Origin of the sequence: Flavobacterium sp. (assembly GCF_017744675.1) — a bacterium.
Taxonomy (GTDB): Bacteria; Bacteroidota; Bacteroidia; order Flavobacteriales; family Flavobacteriaceae; genus Flavobacterium.
Genome location: NZ_JAGIAV010000002.1, coordinates 179,218 through 198,353 on the forward strand (window position 1 = coordinate 179,218; position 19,136 = coordinate 198,353).

Consider the following 19,136-nt stretch of genomic DNA (forward strand, 5'->3'; position numbering starts at 1 on the left):
TTGAACACTTCCCTTTTGCATCCAGATATTCAGAAATTTATAATTGAAAATACTGGTGCAGATATAACCAAATTGGCATTGCAAAAAAATCCGTTTCCAAAAGTGGAATGGATTTTAATTTTAAACCAAATTGAAGCGCGAACAAAAGCTAAAGAAAAACTTCCGACTTGGTTTGCTTCGGAAAATGTAATTTACCCAAGCAAAATCTCGGTAGAACAAACCTCTTCAGAAAAAACTGCGACTTACAAAGCTTCTTTAATTTCTGGTAAAACTTTAATTGATTTAACTGGCGGTTTTGGCGTTGATGATTATTATTTTTCGAAGAAGTTTCAATCAATCACACATTGCGAAATAAACGAGGATTTATCTGCAATTGTATCGCACAATTTTAAACAGTTAAAAATTGAAAATTGCACTTTTCATGCTGGCGATTCTACAGAAGTATTAGAAAAAACCAATCAGAAGTTTGATTGGATTTATATTGATCCTTCACGAAGAAATGACAGCAAAGGCAAAGTTTTCATGCTGAAAGACTGTTTGCCTAATGTTCCAGAACTGCTTGATTTTTATTTTGAAAAATCTGATGCTATTTTAATTAAAACGGCACCTTTATTAGATATTTCAGCAGGATTATCAGAATTAAAAAATGTCAAAAACATTCATATTATTGCGCTCGAAAATGAAGTTAAAGAATTGCTTTTTGAAATTAGAAAAGGGTATTCTGGCGAAATAACTTTAAAAACTGCCAATATTTTAAAAGAAAAAATTGAGGCTTTTGAGTTTGTTTTAGGTGAAGAAATCTCCTATCCGCTTTACGATTTCCCAAAGAAATATCTTTACGAACCCAATGCTGCTATAATGAAATCTGGCGGTTTTGATGAAGTAAGCATCATTTTCCAAATCGATAAGCTTCATAAACATTCTCATTTGTATACTTCTGAAAATTTAATTGATTTTCCAGGAAGAAAATTTGAAATTCAGAAAGTCATTCCGCACAGCAAAAATGAGATGAAAAACGAACTTGCCAATAAACAGGCCAATATTACAACTCGTAATTTCCCAGAAACTGTAGAAAACATTAGAAAAAAATGGAAAATAAAAAATGGCGGTAATTTGTATTGTTTTTTTACAACTGATGCAAAAGATAACAAAATAGTTTTAATTTGCACCAAAATAAACTAATACAATGAAACAACTAATTACACTAGCTCTTTTTTTACTAACCTTTACCGCATTTGCCCAAAAACCATGTGATTATAGTGTAAATGTAAATGACTCAATTGGAAGTTATAAAGCAACAAATGAGTATTTAATGAGTGAGAAATATTTTGGAGGAAACTTTGATTATATCTTCTTTTCATTAGCTCAAACCGACGGATTGCCTACTTTAAATTTACAATCTATTCAAAAAAGCAAAGATTTTATTAAAGCCAACTGTTTTGATAAAAATTCAAAAATCTTTTTACAATTAGAAAACGGAAAAATTGTAACATTGATGCATATCGATCAGGAAAACTGCGGAACCTTAATTCGTGATGACAAAGGATTTAACAATCGTATAAACACAGGAATTTTTATGTTTATGAAAGACAATTACGAAGAACTAAAAAAATCTCCTGTTTCTATCATGCGCGTAAAATACCTTACCAATATTGAAGATTACATCGTAAAAAGAGAACTCACATCTGAATTAAATGGCAAGGTAACCCATCCGAACACCTATTTTATGGAAAACATAAGATGTGTTGAATAATTAATTGCATTTCCATTTCTGGTTCGACACTTTATCTTTTAAACCTGTTTTTAAATTATAGTGCCACCACTCAGAATCAAACGAATTAAAGCCATTTTTAATCATAGTCTTTTTTAAATAAGCTCTTTGCGAAAGAATCTCTTTTGAAAGCTGTTTAAAATTATGGCTAGCCATGATTCCAAAAAAATCAAAAGAAGTTCCCATATCGACTTCTTTTCCTGTTATATCAACCAAAGAAATATCTACGGCTCCTCCTCTATTATGGATGGAGCCTTTTTTTGGATCAGCAACATAGATAGGATCAGACACAATCTCCCACATTTTTTTCTGAATATCCAAAGGACGGTAACAGTCAAATATTTTAATTCTGTAACCTTTCTTTAAAAAATCATTATTGGCAGCAATTAATGCTTTAACTGTTTTTAATCGAAGCATACATTCAGCACAATCGTATACTTTTGTTTTTAAAAAATTATCTTCGGTTGCATACTTCATATCATAAACAAAATCATTGCTGTAGTCGCGCAGATTTACAAACGTCGTATCAGCTATTTTGGTCGCTGCAGCCGAAGTATAAACTTCATTTTGAGCTTGCAAAAAGCCTATTCCCAAAAGAAAAAAGAAGAAAGTTTTTAGAGTATGATTCATTGTCGTATAATTTAAAAAAATGAAATTAATCAAAAAATCTCAAAAATCGGTTCTTATCATTTCTCATTAAATCTAAAAGTTTACTTTTTGAGTTCGTAATCCGTCATAAATTACTTTCAAAACAAACAATATTTTTAATATCTTTATGAAAGTTAGATCATTACGACTTTGTAAATTAAATTATTAATTCAAAAATCAGTTATGTATGAATTACAGAGCCAAATACATTTCAGCAGTTTTATTAACTAGTTTACTTTCTTTTTCGTGCAAAAAAGAAAGTATAAAAAGCGTTCCTAAAACAGATTCTACTTCTATAAAAACAGAAGCTCTAAAAGCAGACAGTACTGTTTTAAATCCAAATGATTCTTTATATGCTTTAGTAGATAAAAGTGTTATCGGCACACAGTTTTTAACTAAAAGCAGTTTAGCTCCAAGATTACAAAAATTACTTGGCGCCAACTACGACGAAATGGTAAAAAACTGGAATACCGAAACTCCTTTTGAAAAACAAGACAATATACTGCACGCTTGGGGATGTAAACAGCATGATTGCAACACCTATTCGTATGATTTGTACATTGATGTGAAAAACAATAAAATAAATGTGTATAAATTTGCCGAATCTAAACTGACCGTTTTTAAAGAAGATAATTTTGATATTGAAATTAAAGATAATTTCTTAAAAGATCTGGACATCAAAAAGCAGAATACTGAAACAAAAAAATAATTCAAATCATAAAAAAAGCGGTCTTAAGACCGCTTTTTTTATGATTTTCAGAGTTATATTTCTCCCGTAGCTAGAATATTCTCTTTCACACCTTTGTTTTTCAGCATTCTAAAATGAGAACGAACCGCATGATAGAAAGGATATGAGGTATAAGGAAGATTATATTCTTCTGCATAACGTCTTATAATTGGCGTAATGTACGGATAGTAAGTATGACCAACAGCCGGAAAAAGGTGATGCGCTACGTGATGCGTAAAGCCACCGTATAAGAAATTAGCCAATTTGCTTTCTGTACTAAAATCTTTAGTCACAATCATTTGGTGCATTACCCATGTATCAGAAAGGTTTCCGTCTTCATCTGCATGCGGAAAATGAGCATCTTCATCGACATGAGTAGAAACCAATGCCACTACACCAAGTGCACTACCGCATAAATGCATAGAAAGCCAAGCAAAAAGAACCATATACCAAGGCTGACTTAAAAGCATCATGGGTATAAAAAGCAGGTAAATTAAATTAATAATTTTGGCCGCAAACAATCTGTACACTTCCTGTCTCGGGATTTTATCAACCACTTTCTTTACATAATTATCTTTTGTACCAAAAAAGTCTTTAAAATCTCTGATATAAAGCCAATTTAAGCTGTAAAGAGGATAAATAAACCACATGTAAATGTGCTGGTATTTGTGGTAGTCAAACAGCGGACTAGTTGGAAATATCCTAATGATATCGCTTTGTTTGATATCGATATCCCAATCTGGCACGTTTGGATAGGCGTGATGCAAACTTATATGACGTCGCATCCAAAGCCAATGATTACTCCCAAAGAGTTCTAATACATATAAAAACCATTCATTGTGCTTTGGCTTTTTGAATAAAGCTCCGTGTGCAGCATCATGAAAAGCATTTATAAATAAAACGATCATGGTAATACCAGACAAAACATAAAAAAGAAATAGTAGCGGAGTCTGGTTCCCGAAAATTAAAATGCAGGCGTAAAACACAAAAAATACCGCCAAAAGCCCAAGAGACTTTACAACATTTAACACATACAAAGACGAATTTTTTAAGACCGTTTCATTCACTTCTAAACGCATCTTTTTAAAAAAATCATCTGTTCCTGGTTTAACATAAACCGGTCGTTTTAATTTTTCCATATTGGTTACTGCTAGAAATTGTTAACCAAATTTAATAAAAAAAAACTTAACCTATTAGTTCATATTCAATTAAAAATCAAGTATTTTATAGTAAAAGACCACTCAAAAAGAGTGGTCAATTTAATGCTGTAAAATTTAGAATTGTTAGATTTTTGGGATGCTTTCTATTATTCTTCAAACTTTTTATCTGCTAGACGAAGTCTGATATTATGAAGTCGCCCTTCTATTTCCTGCAAATCATTCAAAATAGTTTGCTTTTCATATATTGCTCCAACTTCATTAAGCATGTTTTGCTCATCGGGAGCAAAAAGATCATTTAAATCCACGTCTGGAAAATGTTTACTTAGGCTAAGAATAAATTCAGAACCTATGCTAGCTGTGCCGTGTAAATACCTTCCAATCATTGCTGGGCTAAATCCTAAAATTGCCCCAACTTCCTTTTGTTTTAATCCTTTATCCCTAAAGAATTTACTTAGTTTCTCGTGATACATCATTTTTCAATTCAAACAAAATATAGTTAAAATATATTTTTTAACATTAAAAAGAATAATAAATATAATATTATTCCTACATTTACACTTACCAATAACCATGTCATTAATAATTAGCAAATATATGTCAAAATTAATCAATAATAGCAATTTTAAAGAAGATAATTCTCACAATAAAAAAGCTTATGAATTTATAGATAAGCATTTACCTTCAACCTATGTAGATTTAACAATTGCTTGTATCGTTAAAAAAGGACAGCCTGCACCAACCAAATCATTAATTAGAAATGTTAGAAACAAAACCATACTCAGAAATGACATCTTACTCGCATTGGTAGAAGTCGCAAATGAAAACAAACAAGCAATTGAAAAAATAAAACTTTTAACCTCAGAACCATAAAAAAACAATACTAACCCATTTTCAATTAAAGCCCTAATTTTTATGACAACTCAGAATATCAACAAAGAAGAGAACAACCAATCTGACTCTATTCAACATCCATTTGAAATTTCATCTCCAAATAAAATCGATTTACAAAATACACCCTATCTGTACGGAATGACTCTTGAGCAATACAAAGAAGGTTTGGAAATTCACTCTAAATGTTTTGATCAAATTAGAAATGTGAAAAGAATAATCAATTGAGAAATTTTATCCATAAAATCACATCAAATACACATCAACGATTTTTCGTTTGGAGCAAAAATGCTAATAAATCTAGTCTGACTTTTTAAAGCTTGCATTTTAAGATAAAGCCGATTATTAAGATATTTTGTAATTTGCTTTTCATAAAGCCAAAAAGGATATTAGTTTTACAAAATCCTATTTGCTTTAATCTTATTTTTTTGTGCTAAATGAAAAACTTTGCCTTATTTATTCTGCTTTTTTTAAACTGTTTCTTGCTGCAGGAATGTCTGGCTCAGAAACAGAAAAAAACACGTTTTAAAATCTTGGTTTTGTACGAAAACGGCGGACATCATCTTGACTTTACAAAAACAGCAAAACCATGGCTAAACAAATTAGCAATCGACAGCAGTTTTACAATCGATTATATCGAAAGCACAAAAAACATCAACAAGGCATTTTTAAAACAATATCGAGTTTTTATACAATTAGATTATCCGCCTTATACGTGGAGCGAAGAATCGATGCAAGCGTTTCAAGAATATATCAATAGCGGAAAAGGTGGATGGGTTGGCTTACACCATGCCACTTTGCTTGGAGAGTTTGACGGATACCCGATGTGGAAATGGTTTTCTGATTTCATGGGCGGAATTCAATTTGTCAATTACATTCCAGATTTTGCAAGTGGCAAAGTTACTGTAGAAGATAAAGTTCATCCTGTGATGAAAGGAATTCCAACAAATTTTACCATCCAAAAAGAAGAATGGTACATTTATAATAAAAGTCCGCGCCCAAATGTTCATGTTTTGGCTTCTGTTGACGAATCTACTTATCAGCCTGATTCAAAAATAAAAATGGGAGATCATCCTGTGGTCTGGACAAACGATCATTTCAAATCAAGAAATATCTATATTTTTATGGGGCATTCACCCGAATTATTTGAAAACGAGGCTTACAGTACTCTGCTTCGAAATGCTGTTTTTTGGACAGCCGGAAGAAAATAATGTTATTTTTACAAAAATAACCTCTCAATTTTAGAGTATTTATTTCTTTATTTTCTCCAATGACTTACAAACAAGTCATATAATCTATTTGCATCAATATCAATTTCCGAAGCGGAGTACATTATATTCAATTTAGAATTTTGTTCATCATGAGCCATTTTCCAAACAAACTTAGAAACCTGACCGTCATACTTAGCTATATTATCAATTGTAACGGCAACCAAAGTATCGCCTCCTACTTTGTTCAGTTGCAAATCGGTAACATCTTGCCATTCTATTCTTCCAAAAGCTTTCGCTACTGGCGTTGTTCTTCCAGAAAAACCTTTTGAATCTATATGAATTAATGGCGATTTGTCTTTTATACTTGCAAGCATTTTAAAAATCAAAGCAAGCATTATCAGAATAAAAGCGCCCGAGGCAATTGATAGTTTTATTTTAAATACTCCATCAAAAGTCCCTATTGCGTATACAAATGCAATTACTAGTAAAATGCCAATTCCGCTAACATATAAAAGTAAGTTTAAGGTTTTCTTGGTGTTTCTGTAGAAATTTATTTCTTCATTCATGGTGCGTAGTAAAAATTCTATTTGTTGTTAAGATTAAAAATGAAGAAGCAATTTACTACAAAATATTTTAAGAAAGCAAAAAACACCCGTAAGCACTGGCCTTATTAAAAAATCACTAATGAAGTATTTTAAGCAACTACACTTTCAAGCAACTATAAATCAATTTTTTATCCAACTGGAAATTGTATAACTTCTGCTTGAAATTAAATACTTCCGAACGCCATCCTCATTTGTACCTTTATTATAAAATTAAATATTCACAATAAAAATATAGGTTATGGCAGAAATTAAAATCGAGAAAAAGAAGCCAATTTGGCCATGGATTGTAGCAGTCCTATTAATCTCGGCACTTGTATACTACGTTTTTTTAAGAGATGATCAAGTGCAAAATGAAAACAGAATGGAAATCGAAAACAATTCTAGTGCAGATAGCACAGCAAATTATTAAGAAACTATGGAAAATAAAGATAGAAATTTATACAGACTAGACGAGCTTTCTGATTATAAAGTCGCTTCGAACTATTCTGATGTAAGAGGTTGGAAAATTGTAGACTCAGACAACCGCACAATAGGAAAAATTGACAATCTCTGGGTTAATAAAGATATGCAGCGCGTTGTGTATCTCGATGTTAATCTAGACAAAGGATTAATTGAAGACAGCCGCAATGAGGTACACGATGCAATAGCTAATGACAACGGAAAAGAATTTGTATACAAAGATGGAAACAGCCATATCATTATACCAATTGGCTCTGTTAGCATAAATAAAGACACTAAGATTGTCATGGCCAATAATATTGGATATGACACATTTAGAAAAACAAGCAGATACAACTTGCAAAATGATTTTGATAGGGAGTACGAAAGAAGAGTATTGAATTCTTATTATCCTACTGAAGAATCGCGCCTTGCATCTGAAAGTAATGATGATACTTTTTACAAACGAAGAGAATTTGACAATTACTAATACCTCTAATTGGCATTAAAAACAAACTCATAAAAAAAAGATCAAACGTTTAAAATAGTTTGGTCTTTTTTTATTTGGGTAAGGTTTCAAAACAAAAAAGCCACTCGATTTGAGTGGCTTCTTGTGATCGCAGAAGGATTCGAACCTTCGACCGCCTGCTTAGAAGGCAGGTGCTCTATCCAGCTGAGCTATGCGACCATTATTTCAATTGTAGTCGGGGTGGCAGGATTCGAACCTGCGGCCTCCTGCTCCCAAAGCAGGCGCGATAACCGGGCTACGCTACACCCCGAGGCAAAATTTAAGCGGAGAGACAGGGACTCGAACCCTGGCGACGGTTACCCGTCGACAGATTAGCAATCTGCTCCATTACCGCTCTGGCACCTCTCCTTGCTCAAGGAATTGCTTCCGTTTTGCGAGTGCAAATGTATAACAACATTCCTTTTCTCACAAGCTTTTTTTTCAGTTTTTTTAGTTTTTTTTTATCTTTTTTCAAAACCACTTCACAATCAAACAAATAGAATTAACAAAAAATTGACCTTAAATTTAAAATCACACCTGTTCAATACAAAATTTGAATTTATTCAAATAAACAGTAAATTTGCTTACTAACTATTATTAAACAGAAAATGAACAAAAGAGTTGTTATCGTTTCTGCCGTTAGAACACCTATCGGAAGTTTCATGGGCGGGTTATCTACTGTACCTGCACCAAAATTAGGCGCTGCTGCTATAAAAGGAGCCCTTTCAAAAATTAATCTGGACCCAAAATTAGTCGATGAAGTTTTCATGGGGAATGTAATTCAGGCAGGTGTCGGACAAGCTCCAGCACGCCAGGCTGCATTATTTGCCGGATTATCAGAAGAAGTTGCGGCTACAACAGTAAACAAAGTCTGTGCTTCTGGAATGAAAGCCGTAATGTTTGCCGCACAAGCAATCGCATGTGGTGACGCTGAAATTGTTGTGGCAGGCGGAATGGAAAGCATGAGCTTGATTCCTCACTATGTGCAAATGCGCGCTGGAAACAAATTTGGTCCTGCAACAATGTTGGACGGAATGCAAAAAGATGGCTTGACAGATGCTTACGACAACAACGCAATGGGAGTTTGCGCTGATTTATGTGCATCTGAATACAAAATCAGCCGTGAAGAACAAGACGCATTCGCCATCCAATCTTACGAAAGAAGTGCAAAAGCTTGGGACGCTGGAAAATTCGACAACGAAGTGGTTCCTGTTGAAGTGCCGCAAAGACGTGGTGAACCTGTTATATTTTCTAAAGACGAAGAATATACGAATGTGAAATTAGATAAAATTCCATCTTTAAGTCCAGTTTTCACCAAAGACGGAACGGTAACTGCTGCAAATGCTTCAACAATAAATGACGGAGCTGCTGCTTTAGTTTTAATGTCTGAAGAAAAAGCAAATGCTTTAGGTTTAAAACCTCTTGCTTACATAAAAGGCTACGCAGATGCTGCACAAGAACCAAAATGGTTTACAACAAGTCCAGCAAAGGCATTGCCAAAAGCTTTAGACAAAGCAGGAATTTCAATCTCAGACGTAGATTTCTTCGAATTTAACGAAGCATTCTCTGTAGTTGGACTTGCCAATGCAAAAATATTAAACCTAGATAACAATAAAATAAACGTAAACGGTGGCGCTGTTTCTTTAGGACATCCTCTTGGAGCTTCTGGAGCACGTATCATTGTTACTTTACTAAATGTTTTAGAACAAAACAATGCTAAAACTGGAGCTGCTGCTATTTGCAACGGTGGCGGTGGCGCATCTGCAATTGTTATCGAAAGAGCTTAAAACAATATCACAAAAAATCAGGAGTTATACTTATACCTCCTGATTTTTCAACTTATAAATTTCCTTAGATGTTTGGAATTTGCAATTTAGCCATAGTACCCGTTCGAGCTGAAGCCAGCGACAGAAGTGAAATTGTCACACAACTTTTGTTTGGCGAACATATCGAAATTTTAGAACGCAAAAATCAGTGGGCGCGAATTAGGATTCAGTTTGATGACTATGAAGGCTGGGTCGATTCTAAGCAATATCAGGAAATTTCCAAAGAGCAATTTGATCTTTTAAGCAAAGAGGCCATTATCTTAAATGCCGATTTAATTGACTATATCACGGCTCCTAACAATTTATTGCTTCCAATTCCGCTTGGAGCTTCCTTATCTTTTTTAAACAATAACGAAATCAATACTTCCAATTTTGATTTTGAAGGAACCAAAACTAGCGGCATCAAACCTAAAAGCGCTTTAATCAAAACGGCTTTTATGTATTTGAACGCTCCGTATTTATGGGGAGGAAAAACACCTTTCGGCATTGACTGTTCTGGTTTTACCCAAATGGTTTATAAATTAAACGGCTATAAAATTCATCGCGACGCCTCACAACAAGCACTTGAAGGAGATCCTTTAAGTTTTATTGAAGAATGCGAACCAGGTGATTTGGCTTTCTTTGATAATGATGAAGGAAATATTACCCATGTCGGAATCATTATGGAGAATAATTATATCATTCACGCAAGCGGAAAAGTTCGTATTGACCGTTTGGATCATACTGGAATTTACAATCCAGAATTAAACAAACACACTCATAAACTTCGTGTAATTAAAAAGATTATCTAAAAAAAAGCACGCGGATAAAACAGATTCGCTTTGCGAAAACACGGATTTATGCGGATTTTTTCTTTTTTCTCTCGCAGATTGAGCAGATTGCGCAGATTATTTTAAAAAAAAAATCTATTTAAATCTGCCTAAATCATATAAAATCTGTGTGAAATAAAATTAGTGCAAATCAGTGAAATTCGTGTTTTTAAGCACTCAATCTAATCGTCTTTCTAAACTCAGATGGACTATTTCCTTTTTGTTTTTTAAAGAATTTATTAAAGTGGCTTTCATCCGTAAAACCAAACTCATAAGCAATTTCATTAATACGCTTATCGCTGAATTGCAAACGATGTTCAATCAGTTTTGTTTTATAATTACTGATATATTGTTGCATCGTTTCGCTAGCATGCTTCTTAAAATATCGACCTAAATAGGTATTCGAAATCCCGAAATAATCGCTGATCGATTCCGCCTTAATTTTTTCAGGGTAGTAAATATTGTTCTGAATGTATTGCAGAATATCCATTGCTTTGGCTTCTGTGTTTATCGTTACTTGCTCAGGAAGATATTTTGCAATATTTCTCGCCACAATAATAATAAGCGTATTTACTAATTGCTGAATCAATTCTTGATTATATACATCTTTATCCTGATGTTCGCGACAAATGGCTTCAATCATCACTTTTACCAAACATTTATCAGGATCATTTTTAAGAATACAGCCTGGCTGATGATTGGCATTTTGAAGAATATATTCCAATCGCTGAATATTTTCATTCTGCAAGCTCGAATTTTTCAAATAAATATCATTGAATCGCAAAAAGAAGAATTTCGTTTCCGTTTCAATCGTGAAATTATGGCAATCCTCAGGCGTTAGTAAAAACAAATGCCCTGGATCGTATTCAAAAATATTCTTATTGATACACTGTCTTCCCGTTCCTTCTAAAATATAAACCAATTCGAAAAAATTATGGCGGTCTCCCACATCTGGATATTCATTCAGCGTTTCAAAAGAAACCGTAAACGGCTCGTATAAATTTTCTTTTTTCATAATTCCATTTATTTGAAGATGCAAATATACCTAAAAAAGACAAATATATACCAAATAAGAATCATAAAAACAGTATAATTTTGCCTCATCAATTTTAAACGAAAAAAATCAACATCATGGAATATAGAAAATTAGGCAACTCAGAACTAGAATTATCAACCATCACATATGGTGCTTTTGCTATTGGCGGAACCATGTGGGGCGGAACAGAAAAGAAAGATTCAATCGACTCCATTCACGCTTCAATCGACCACGGTGTAACTACAATTGACACTGCTCCTTTTTACGGATTTGGTTTAAGCGAAGAAATGATTGGAGAGGCTATTAAAAGCCAAGACCGTTCTAAAGTGCAACTGCTTACTAAATTTGGTTTAGTTTGGGACGGAAGCAATAATGGAAAAGGCGATTTCTTTTTTGACGCAGACGACAATGGTAAAAAAGTTCCGGTTTACAAATATTCATCAAAAGCAAACGTTATTAAAGAAGTAGAAGAAAGCTTAAAACGTCTTCAAACCGATTATATCGATTTACTTCAAATTCATTGGCCAGATTCCACTACTCCAATTTCTGAAACAATGGAAGCCGTTGAAACTTTAATTCAGCAAGGAAAAATTAGAGCATTTGGAGTAAGCAATTACAGTATTGCACAAATTCAGGAAGCCCAAAAAACAGTTCAAATCGCTTCAAACCAAGTGGCGTACAGTATGCTGAACCGTAAAATTGAAGACGAATTAATTCCTTTCACCGTAGCACAAAACATCGGAATCATTGCTTACAGTCCAATGGAAAGAGGTTTATTGACTGGAAAATATTTCACAGACAGCAAACTAAAAGAAAACGACCATAGAAACAGTTATTTCAGCCAGTTCGATCTTCAAAAAGTAAAAACTTTAGTGGAAGAATTAACTTCGTTAGCACATGCAAAAGAAGCAAGTTTATCTCAATTAGTTTTACGTTGGACTTCTTTACAAAAAGGAATCGCAATTGTTTTAGCAGGAGCTAGAAATGCAGAACAAGCCATTTCAAATGCCAAAACAATGGATTTCGATTTATCAGCTTCAGAATTGGAATTCATCAATCAAGCAATTGCTAAAATAAAATAATTCTCTTTTAAAATTTTTAAACACATAGAAACATAGATCCCCTTTGTTTAAAAAGGCGTTTCACTTGCATAATCACACATAGCTATGTGTTAGAAACTAGTTTCTTTCAATTCCCTTTTCAAGAAAGAAAAATCTATGTTTCTATGTGTTAAAACAAAATCTCAAAAAGTATAATAATTTGGGTGTGTTCGCCGCGGCGAACCGGGCTATCCGTTGCAATCTTTTATGCCGAACCCCGGCACAAAAGGATTTCCACTCCTATCCCTCACACATCCGTTTTCATAAGAACAATTAAAATGAAAAAGATATTTATAATCAACGGCGGACAAAAATTCGCGCATTCAGGAGGAAAATTCAACAAAACCGTTCAGGATTGGACCGTTGAATTTCTTTCAAAAAACAACGATTACGAAATAAAAATAACTCATATTGAAGATGAAATTGATCTTCAAAAAGAAGTAGAAAAATTCGTTTGGGCAGATTTAATTATCTACCACACACCTGTTTGGTGGTTTCAATTGCCAAACCTTTTCAAGAAATACATCGATGATGTTTTTACTCAAGGACACAACAACGGAATCTACAAAAGCGATGGAAGAAGCCGCGTGAACCCAGATATCAACTACGGAACTGGCGGACTTTTGCACGGACGCAAATACATGCTTACCACAAGCTGGAATGCACCTGCAACCGCTTTTACACTTCCTGGAGAATTCTTCGAAGAAACTTCTGTTGATGACGGCGTAATGTTCGGTTTCCATAAAATGAACAAATTTACCGGAATGGAACGCATAAACGGATTTCATTTCCATGATGTAGAAAAAGGTGCTACACCAGAAAATATCGTTATCTTTAAGGAGAATTACACGAAACATTTAGAGCAAACCTTTAAAAACTTATAATTATGATTTCGATTACAGCAATTTTAAAAAGTAAACCAGAGCATTTAATTGAAGTTCAAAACTTGATATCACATTTAGTAACCGAAACTAGAAAAGAAGCCGCTTGTATTCGCTACGATTTGCACACTTCAGAAAATGTTTTTATTCTTTGGGAAGAATGGAAAGACCAGCCTGGTTTAGATTTACATAACAGCCAGTCTTACCTACAAGATTTCATCAAAAAAACCGAAAATCTAGTTTCAAGTCCAATTCAGGTTTACAAAACAGCACAGACACTATAAGTTTTATAGCCACGAATTCACGAATTATTTTTTTTAATCTATGCGCAAATATTTTTAAATTAATTCGTGAATTCGTGGCTATAAAAAAGCTAAATTGCCTCTCATTCAGAAACACAAAACTATGAGCCATTATCATCTTGCTGAAATTAATATTGCCAAAATGAAAGGAGTCGATATTAACGACCCCATAATGAAAGAATTTGTAGATAATTTAGACGCTGTAAACACTTTAGCCGAACAAAGTGAAGGTTTTGTTTGGCGTTTAAAAGACGAAACCGACAATGCTACAAGTCTTAATCCGTACAATGACGAACAGGTTATCATCAATGTATCTGTTTGGGAAAGTATCGAAACATTAGAACATTATATGTACAAAACTTTTCATAGCGAATTTTTAAAACGCCGAAAAGAATGGTTCCATAAATTCGGAAAAGCACATACCGCAATGTGGTGGATTCCTAAAGGACATATTCCAACACTTGAAGAAGCCGTAGAAAAATTAGATTACCTTCAAAAAAACGGCCCATCAGAATTAGTTTTCGACCTAAGAAACAAATACCCGATGCCAGTTAACGCATAGTTTTTTTTATAGCCACGAATTCACGAATTTTATTTTTTAAAAGCTATGCGCAAAGCTTTTAAATAAATTCGTGAATTCATGGCTATAAAACTACTTAATCCCTCCAAAAGCTCCGAAACACATGTTTTTGTGTAAAATTTCAACTTTTGAAAAACCCACTTTTTTCATCAAATCCAATTGGTAATTCATAGATCTTGGAGAATCTTCTTTTTCAATATAATCTAAAACCTTCTGGCGATACTCTGCCCCTCCTATTCCTTCCAAATATTCTCCATAACGCTGCCAAGTATATTCATTCAATAAATCGGTGTCTTGTGTGATTAAATCAGAAATCATCAAACAGCCTTCTGGTTTTAATAATTTGAATAATTTAGCGAAAGTCATTTCCCAATCTTGATCATTTCTTAAATGATGCAAAACAGCGCCCGCCAAAATAATATCAAAACTTTCTTCTTCTAAAGCCACTTCACGAATATCACCTTGTTTTATTTCTACTTTCCCGCTTGTTGCTGACGAAACTCTTTCAAAAGCACGATCCAACATTGGCAAACTCAAATCGACCAAAGTGCAATTTAAGTTCGGCACTTTAGACAACATCATTAAAGTATAATTTCCTGCTCCACAACCTACATCTAAAATAGTCGTAGCATTCGGAACAATTCTTTTTGAAGCTTCCGTTATTAATTCTAAAGAAATAGTAGCGTCGATTGTGGCTACTTGTCCTGTTTCTAAGTTGGAAAATCGTTCGACATCATTGTCAAATCGTTCTTTGATTTCTGCAATAGTTGATTTTTTCATGGTCTTTGTTTTTAATTTTTTCACGCAGATTTAAAGGAGATTTAAAAATGATTTTCTTTTTTTATTCTTTCCGATTCAAATAAACAAATCTGCTTTGATCAGCTTAAATCTGCTAAATCTGTGTGAAACTTATTTTCCTTTTTCTTTAATCTCTCGCAGATTGAACAGATTAAGCGAATCTTTTTGCTATTATATGATCGGGATATTATTATGATTAAAATGATTTATCTAAAAATTAATAATCTGCTCAATCTGTTTAAATCTGCGAGAGATTTATTTTTTTCATTTTCAAAACTACTTTATTAATATATACTTTAAAAATACTATTTTTATCAATCATTAATACCTTAAAAGTATCATGGAATTACGTCATCTAAAATATTTCTTAGCTGTAGCTGAAGAACTGAATTTTACCAAAGCTTCAGAAAAACTCTTTATTTCTCAACCGCCGTTAAGCCGACAAATAGCGGAACTAGAAGAAGAACTTCAGGCAAAACTTTTTATTCGAAACAATAAAAAAGTAGAATTGACCGAAGCGGGAAAATATTTTAAAGAAGAAATTATTGCTGTTTTTAAGAACCTAGATCGTATTGCCGCTAAAACAAAAAAGATTGCAGAGAACGTTTCGGGCGAATTCAGAATCGCTTATATCAGTTCGATTTATTCTTCCATCATTTCCGATTTAATAAAACATCTGAAAGCGCAATTTCCTTACGTCAATTTCAAACTTTTCGAAATTTCCACCACCAAACAAATCGATGCTTTAGAACAAGGAAAAATAGAAATGGGAATCATTAGATCGCCCATCCACTCACCGAAAATAAAATCGCACTTATGGTTTAAAGACGGATTTTCATTGGTTTACAATAAAAACGCTTTTCAGATAAAATCGGAAAACGATATTTTAAAACTCAAAAACGAAACCTTTGTTTTCTTTAATAAGGATTACGCGCCACATTATCATGAAGTTTTATTAGAACTTTGCGCTTTTTATGGCTTCACGCCGAAGATTATTCACGAAGCCAATAATATCAATTCAATAGTGCAATTAGTCAAAAATGGATTAGGAATTTCGATTGTTCCGTCAAACATTGCGAAAAATAATCAGGATACAGAGATTGCTTTTATCGAACTAAAAAAGGTTAATTTATTTACAAATGTGTCAATAATAACTTCAAAAGACGATCATTCTGAAATCACGCAATCTGCTGTTGAGTTTTTATTGCTACAAAGGCGCTAAGTCACAAAGTTTTTTTGTCAAAGTAGTCATAAAGTATGCCTTCCTGAGCGAAGTCGAAGGACATGCACTGTATGGATTCAGCATGCGGTCCTTCGACTTCGCTCAGGAAGGCATACTTTATGACTACTTTGACAAAAAAACTTTGTGACTTAGCGCCTTTGTGGCCATAACAAAAATTCGTTACAAATTAGTACAGAAATCCACATCAGAAAAAGAGAACTTTTAAATACCTTAGCAAACTATAATTCCATTCCATAAAAATCAATACAAAATGGCTGAACAATCTTCAATTCAGTGTCCAAACTGCGGAACTCCTATCGATGTCAATGATGTTTTAAAACATCAATTGGAAGATAGCATCCGTAAAGAATTTCAACAGAAAGCAAACATTCAAAACCGTGAATTAGAGCTTAAAAATGAGCAATTGGAAAAAGCCAAAGCAGAGTTTGAAGCGAAGAAAAAACAAGAGAACGAACTTTTTGCTGAACGTTTGGAGCGCGAGAAAAAGACAGCTGAAAAAGAAATTTCAGAAAAATTAAAAGCCAAATTGGAAGAAGAAAACAGAGATCGTTTGTTATTGATGGAAAAAGAACTTTCTGAAAAGTCTGAAAAAATTAGGGAATTAAATAAAATGGAAGGTGAAATCGCAAAATTACAGCGCGAAAAACTGGAAATGAAAGAAGCGATTCAGGCAGAAGCCGAAAAGCAGTTAAATGCTCAATTGGCTTTGGAACGTGAAAAAATCAGAAAACAAGAAGACGATAAAAACGAACTGAAATTCAAAGAACTTCAGAAACAGCTGGAAGAACAAAAAAAGCTGACTGAAGAAATGAAACGCAAGCAAGAACAAGGTTCGATGCAATTGCAAGGCGAAGTAATGGAATTAGCAATTGAAGAATGGTTGGCCAACAATTTCCCTCTAGACAGTATTGACGAAATAAAAAAAGGTGCCAATGGTGCCGATTGTCTTCAAGTGGTAAACACAAGGGAACATCAAAATTGCGGTTCTATTTATTACGAAAGTAAAAGAACTAAAGCGTTTCAGCCATCTTGGATTGAGAAATTCAAAAACGATATTAGAACCAAAAGAGCCAATATTGGAGTTCTAGTTACCGAAGTAATGCCTTCGGGAATGGACCGAATGGGAATGCGCGACGGAATCTGGATTTGCACATACGAAGAATTTAAAGGTTTAAGCGCGGTTTTACGTCAGTCTTTAATTCAAATTAATCAAGCGGTTCAGGCGCAAGAAAACAAAGGCGATAAAATGTCGATGTTATACGATTTCCTTACAAGCAACGAATTCCGTTTGCAGATTGAAGGAATTGTAGAAGGTTTCACTCAAATGCAAAGTGATCTCGATTCTGAAAAAAGAGCCATGCAGAGAATCTGGAAACAAAGAGAAAAACAAATCGAAAAAGTAGTTCATAATACTTTAGGAATGTACGGCTCGATTCGCGGTATTGCTGGAAATGCAGTTCAAAGCGTAAGAGCTTTGGAATTGGATTTTATTGAGGGAGAAGAATCAGAAAATGATGAAGAACCTAAGGAATTGTTTGAGTAAAAGATCAAGTTTTGTCATTCCGAGGAACGAGGAATCACACTCGAAACTCCGCAAAGAATATTTTCAATCTTTGTCGACAAACTAGTGTGATTTCTCCTTTCAGTCGAAATGACAACAGCAACTTGAAACTTTAAACCTGAAACAAAACAAACAAAACCTTTAATCCACTTTCTTAAAAACAACCAATTTCCCTGAAGGATTCGACAAAGTCAATTGGTTATTTCCGATAGAATAGGTTGTTGTGCTTTGTAAAGCTTTTAAAAACTCACTTTCCTTATTTCCTTGCGGACAAGCCATTAAAGTAGAAATGACTTTGGTAAAACGAAGGAGATCTTTTTCAAAGAAGATTTGTCCACTTACTGAATTACAACCGCCATATCCCATAAACTGATTTTCTGTTGAATTAATCTCAATTCTCGGAAATTCTTTTTGGAAATCAGTCGCAAAGACTTTATAGCCATTTAACTCCTCCAAAACCCAAATATCGTGAAGTCGATAATCCGTTAGATATTTTCCGCAACCGCTTAATTTCTTCGCTTCTAATTCTGAGTTATTTTTGATTTCAACTTTTACACTATATGGCGAAATCGCACCAGACATCGAATCCTGACAATCCAATTGCTGAATTGTAATCGTCGCCGAAGTGGTTTCATTACTCACTTTATACATTTTCACATTAGCATCCATTGCTCTAACTGCTTCAACAGCAGGAAAAGTGATTTTTTCTTTTCCAGGAATTAATGATGTAAAAACGATTTCCTCATTTCCAATTTTGATTCCCCAAAACGGTTCATTTCCGGTTCCTTTAAAATAATATTTTAAATCTTCCTCTGTGGAACTTGTTGATGCAGTTGCGACAGAATCTTTGTTTGCAGCCGTTTTGCATCCTAACATTACGAATGATAACAACAATATTGAAAGTACTTTTTTCATGAGATTTCAGTTTAAAAATGCTCCTTTTTTATAAAACACCTATAAAATTCTTATGAATTTACGATATTTTTTTTGAACACTTATTTAGAATCCTTTCAAATTTAAAAAAACTAAGTAAGTATAAAATTT

Annotated in this window: 23 protein-coding genes and 3 tRNA genes; 16 read left to right on the forward strand and 10 right to left on the reverse strand. The window is 33.6% G+C overall.

What is annotated here, in order from left to right:
* Together J7574_RS06230 and J7574_RS06235 are read left to right on the forward strand one after the other, a co-directional pair.
* The gene (locus J7574_RS06230; RefSeq protein WP_290965777.1) at positions 1-1,182 is read left to right on the forward strand and encodes a class I SAM-dependent methyltransferase; all 1,182 of its coding nucleotides are present in this window, start codon (positions 1-3) and stop codon (positions 1,180-1,182) included.
* Positions 1,183-1,186: 4 nt separating this feature from the next.
* A complete protein-coding gene (locus tag J7574_RS06235) occupies positions 1,187-1,753 on the forward strand; it encodes a hypothetical protein (protein WP_290965780.1) in 567 nt (188 codons plus the stop codon).
* Here J7574_RS06235 and J7574_RS06240 read toward each other — a convergent pair whose 3' ends face one another.
* Complete coding sequence (locus tag J7574_RS06240; RefSeq protein WP_290965783.1) at positions 1,754-2,401, reverse strand: M15 family metallopeptidase; 648 nt, start codon at positions 2,399-2,401, stop codon at positions 1,754-1,756.
* A gap of 205 nt (positions 2,402-2,606) precedes the next feature.
* Here J7574_RS06240 and J7574_RS06245 point away from each other — a divergent pair, with 205 nt between their 5' ends.
* Positions 2,607-3,128 carry a hypothetical protein gene (locus tag J7574_RS06245; protein WP_290965786.1) on the forward strand — a complete coding sequence of 174 codons (522 nt, stop codon included), beginning with the start codon at positions 2,607-2,609 and terminating at the stop codon, positions 3,126-3,128.
* A 53-nt stretch (positions 3,129-3,181) separates the two neighbouring features.
* Here J7574_RS06245 and J7574_RS06250 read toward each other — a convergent pair whose 3' ends face one another.
* Positions 3,182-4,285: a fatty acid desaturase gene (locus tag J7574_RS06250; RefSeq protein WP_290965788.1), complete on the reverse strand. Its 1,104-nt coding sequence runs from the start codon at positions 4,283-4,285 to the stop codon at positions 3,182-3,184.
* A 167-nt stretch (positions 4,286-4,452) separates the two neighbouring features.
* Positions 4,453-4,779 carry a helix-turn-helix transcriptional regulator gene (locus tag J7574_RS06255; protein WP_290965790.1) on the reverse strand — a complete coding sequence of 109 codons (327 nt, stop codon included), beginning with the start codon at positions 4,777-4,779 and terminating at the stop codon, positions 4,453-4,455.
* A gap of 121 nt (positions 4,780-4,900) precedes the next feature.
* On the opposite strand from J7574_RS06255, the gene J7574_RS06260 reads away from it, so the two are divergent.
* The 3 genes from J7574_RS06260 to J7574_RS06270 all read left to right on the forward strand — a co-directional run bounded on the left by J7574_RS06260 (position 4,901) and on the right by J7574_RS06270 (position 6,405).
* Positions 4,901-5,176, forward strand: a complete 276-nt coding sequence (locus J7574_RS06260) for a hypothetical protein (protein WP_290965794.1) — start codon at positions 4,901-4,903, stop codon at positions 5,174-5,176.
* Positions 5,177-5,218: 42 nt separating this feature from the next.
* A complete protein-coding gene (locus J7574_RS06265) occupies positions 5,219-5,422 on the forward strand; it encodes a hypothetical protein (RefSeq protein ID WP_290965797.1) in 204 nt (67 codons plus the stop codon).
* A gap of 209 nt (positions 5,423-5,631) precedes the next feature.
* Positions 5,632-6,405 (forward strand): ThuA domain-containing protein, encoded by a 774-nt coding sequence (locus J7574_RS06270; protein ID WP_290965799.1) that lies wholly within the window; start codon positions 5,632-5,634, stop codon positions 6,403-6,405.
* Between the two features lie 47 nt (positions 6,406-6,452).
* Here the strand turns inward: J7574_RS06270 and J7574_RS06275 are convergent, their stop codons facing one another.
* Positions 6,453-6,971 (reverse strand): STM3941 family protein, encoded by a 519-nt coding sequence (locus J7574_RS06275; RefSeq protein ID WP_290965801.1) that lies wholly within the window; start codon positions 6,969-6,971, stop codon positions 6,453-6,455.
* Between the two features lie 277 nt (positions 6,972-7,248).
* Between J7574_RS06275 and J7574_RS06280 the strand changes: the two genes are divergently transcribed.
* Positions 7,249-7,419 (forward strand): hypothetical protein, encoded by a 171-nt coding sequence (locus J7574_RS06280; protein ID WP_165352391.1) that lies wholly within the window; start codon positions 7,249-7,251, stop codon positions 7,417-7,419.
* 6 nt (positions 7,420-7,425) lie between these two features.
* Positions 7,426-7,938 carry a PRC-barrel domain-containing protein gene (locus J7574_RS06285; RefSeq protein WP_290965808.1) on the forward strand — a complete coding sequence of 171 codons (513 nt, stop codon included), beginning with the start codon at positions 7,426-7,428 and terminating at the stop codon, positions 7,936-7,938.
* A 124-nt stretch (positions 7,939-8,062) separates the two neighbouring features.
* On the opposite strand, the gene J7574_RS06290 is transcribed toward J7574_RS06285, so the two are convergent.
* The 3 genes from J7574_RS06290 to J7574_RS06300 form a co-directional block, all read right to left on the reverse strand.
* Positions 8,063-8,136 (reverse strand) — tRNA-Arg (locus J7574_RS06290).
* 16 nt (positions 8,137-8,152) lie between these two features.
* Positions 8,153-8,227: transfer RNA gene (locus J7574_RS06295), tRNA-Pro, on the reverse strand.
* A gap of 14 nt (positions 8,228-8,241) precedes the next feature.
* Positions 8,242-8,325 (reverse strand) — tRNA-Ser (locus J7574_RS06300).
* A 239-nt stretch (positions 8,326-8,564) separates the two neighbouring features.
* Here J7574_RS06300 and J7574_RS06305 point away from each other — a divergent pair.
* Positions 8,565-9,743, forward strand: a complete 1,179-nt coding sequence (locus J7574_RS06305; protein ID WP_290965811.1) for an acetyl-CoA C-acyltransferase — start codon at positions 8,565-8,567, stop codon at positions 9,741-9,743.
* A 68-nt stretch (positions 9,744-9,811) separates the two neighbouring features.
* The gene (locus J7574_RS06310; RefSeq protein WP_290965813.1) at positions 9,812-10,573 is read left to right on the forward strand and encodes a C40 family peptidase; all 762 of its coding nucleotides are present in this window, start codon (positions 9,812-9,814) and stop codon (positions 10,571-10,573) included.
* Positions 10,574-10,760: 187 nt separating this feature from the next.
* Here the strand turns inward: J7574_RS06310 and J7574_RS06315 are convergent, their stop codons facing one another.
* Positions 10,761-11,606, reverse strand: a complete 846-nt coding sequence (locus J7574_RS06315; protein WP_290965816.1) for an AraC family transcriptional regulator — start codon at positions 11,604-11,606, stop codon at positions 10,761-10,763.
* Between the two features lie 116 nt (positions 11,607-11,722).
* Here J7574_RS06315 and J7574_RS06320 point away from each other — a divergent pair, with 116 nt between their 5' ends.
* The 4 genes from J7574_RS06320 to J7574_RS06335 all read left to right on the forward strand — a co-directional run bounded on the left by J7574_RS06320 (position 11,723) and on the right by J7574_RS06335 (position 14,472).
* Entirely contained in the window at positions 11,723-12,709 is a 987-nt protein-coding gene (locus tag J7574_RS06320; RefSeq protein WP_290965819.1) for an aldo/keto reductase, read from the forward strand.
* Positions 12,710-13,005: 296 nt separating this feature from the next.
* Positions 13,006-13,611 (forward strand): NAD(P)H-dependent oxidoreductase, encoded by a 606-nt coding sequence (locus tag J7574_RS06325; protein WP_290965822.1) that lies wholly within the window; start codon positions 13,006-13,008, stop codon positions 13,609-13,611.
* 2 nt (positions 13,612-13,613) lie between these two features.
* Positions 13,614-13,892, forward strand: coding sequence for a putative quinol monooxygenase (locus tag J7574_RS06330; RefSeq protein WP_290965825.1), 279 nt, complete (start codon positions 13,614-13,616; stop codon positions 13,890-13,892).
* A gap of 121 nt (positions 13,893-14,013) precedes the next feature.
* Positions 14,014-14,472: a DUF3291 domain-containing protein gene (locus J7574_RS06335; RefSeq protein WP_290965829.1), complete on the forward strand. Its 459-nt coding sequence runs from the start codon at positions 14,014-14,016 to the stop codon at positions 14,470-14,472.
* A 90-nt stretch (positions 14,473-14,562) separates the two neighbouring features.
* On the opposite strand, the gene J7574_RS06340 is transcribed toward J7574_RS06335, so the two are convergent.
* Positions 14,563-15,270, reverse strand: a complete 708-nt coding sequence (locus J7574_RS06340; protein WP_290965832.1) for a class I SAM-dependent methyltransferase — start codon at positions 15,268-15,270, stop codon at positions 14,563-14,565.
* A 358-nt stretch (positions 15,271-15,628) separates the two neighbouring features.
* Here J7574_RS06340 and J7574_RS06345 point away from each other — a divergent pair, with 358 nt between their 5' ends.
* Both J7574_RS06345 and J7574_RS06350 read left to right on the forward strand, forming a co-directional pair.
* Entirely contained in the window at positions 15,629-16,510 is an 882-nt protein-coding gene (locus J7574_RS06345) for a LysR family transcriptional regulator (RefSeq protein WP_290965835.1), read from the forward strand.
* Between the two features lie 271 nt (positions 16,511-16,781).
* Complete coding sequence (locus J7574_RS06350; protein WP_290965838.1) at positions 16,782-18,074, forward strand: DUF2130 domain-containing protein; 1,293 nt, start codon at positions 16,782-16,784, stop codon at positions 18,072-18,074.
* 159 nt (positions 18,075-18,233) lie between these two features.
* On the opposite strand, the gene J7574_RS06355 is transcribed toward J7574_RS06350, so the two are convergent.
* Positions 18,234-19,007 carry an META domain-containing protein gene (locus J7574_RS06355; protein ID WP_290965840.1) on the reverse strand — a complete coding sequence of 258 codons (774 nt, stop codon included), beginning with the start codon at positions 19,005-19,007 and terminating at the stop codon, positions 18,234-18,236.
* Positions 19,008-19,136: the final 129 nt, after the last annotated feature.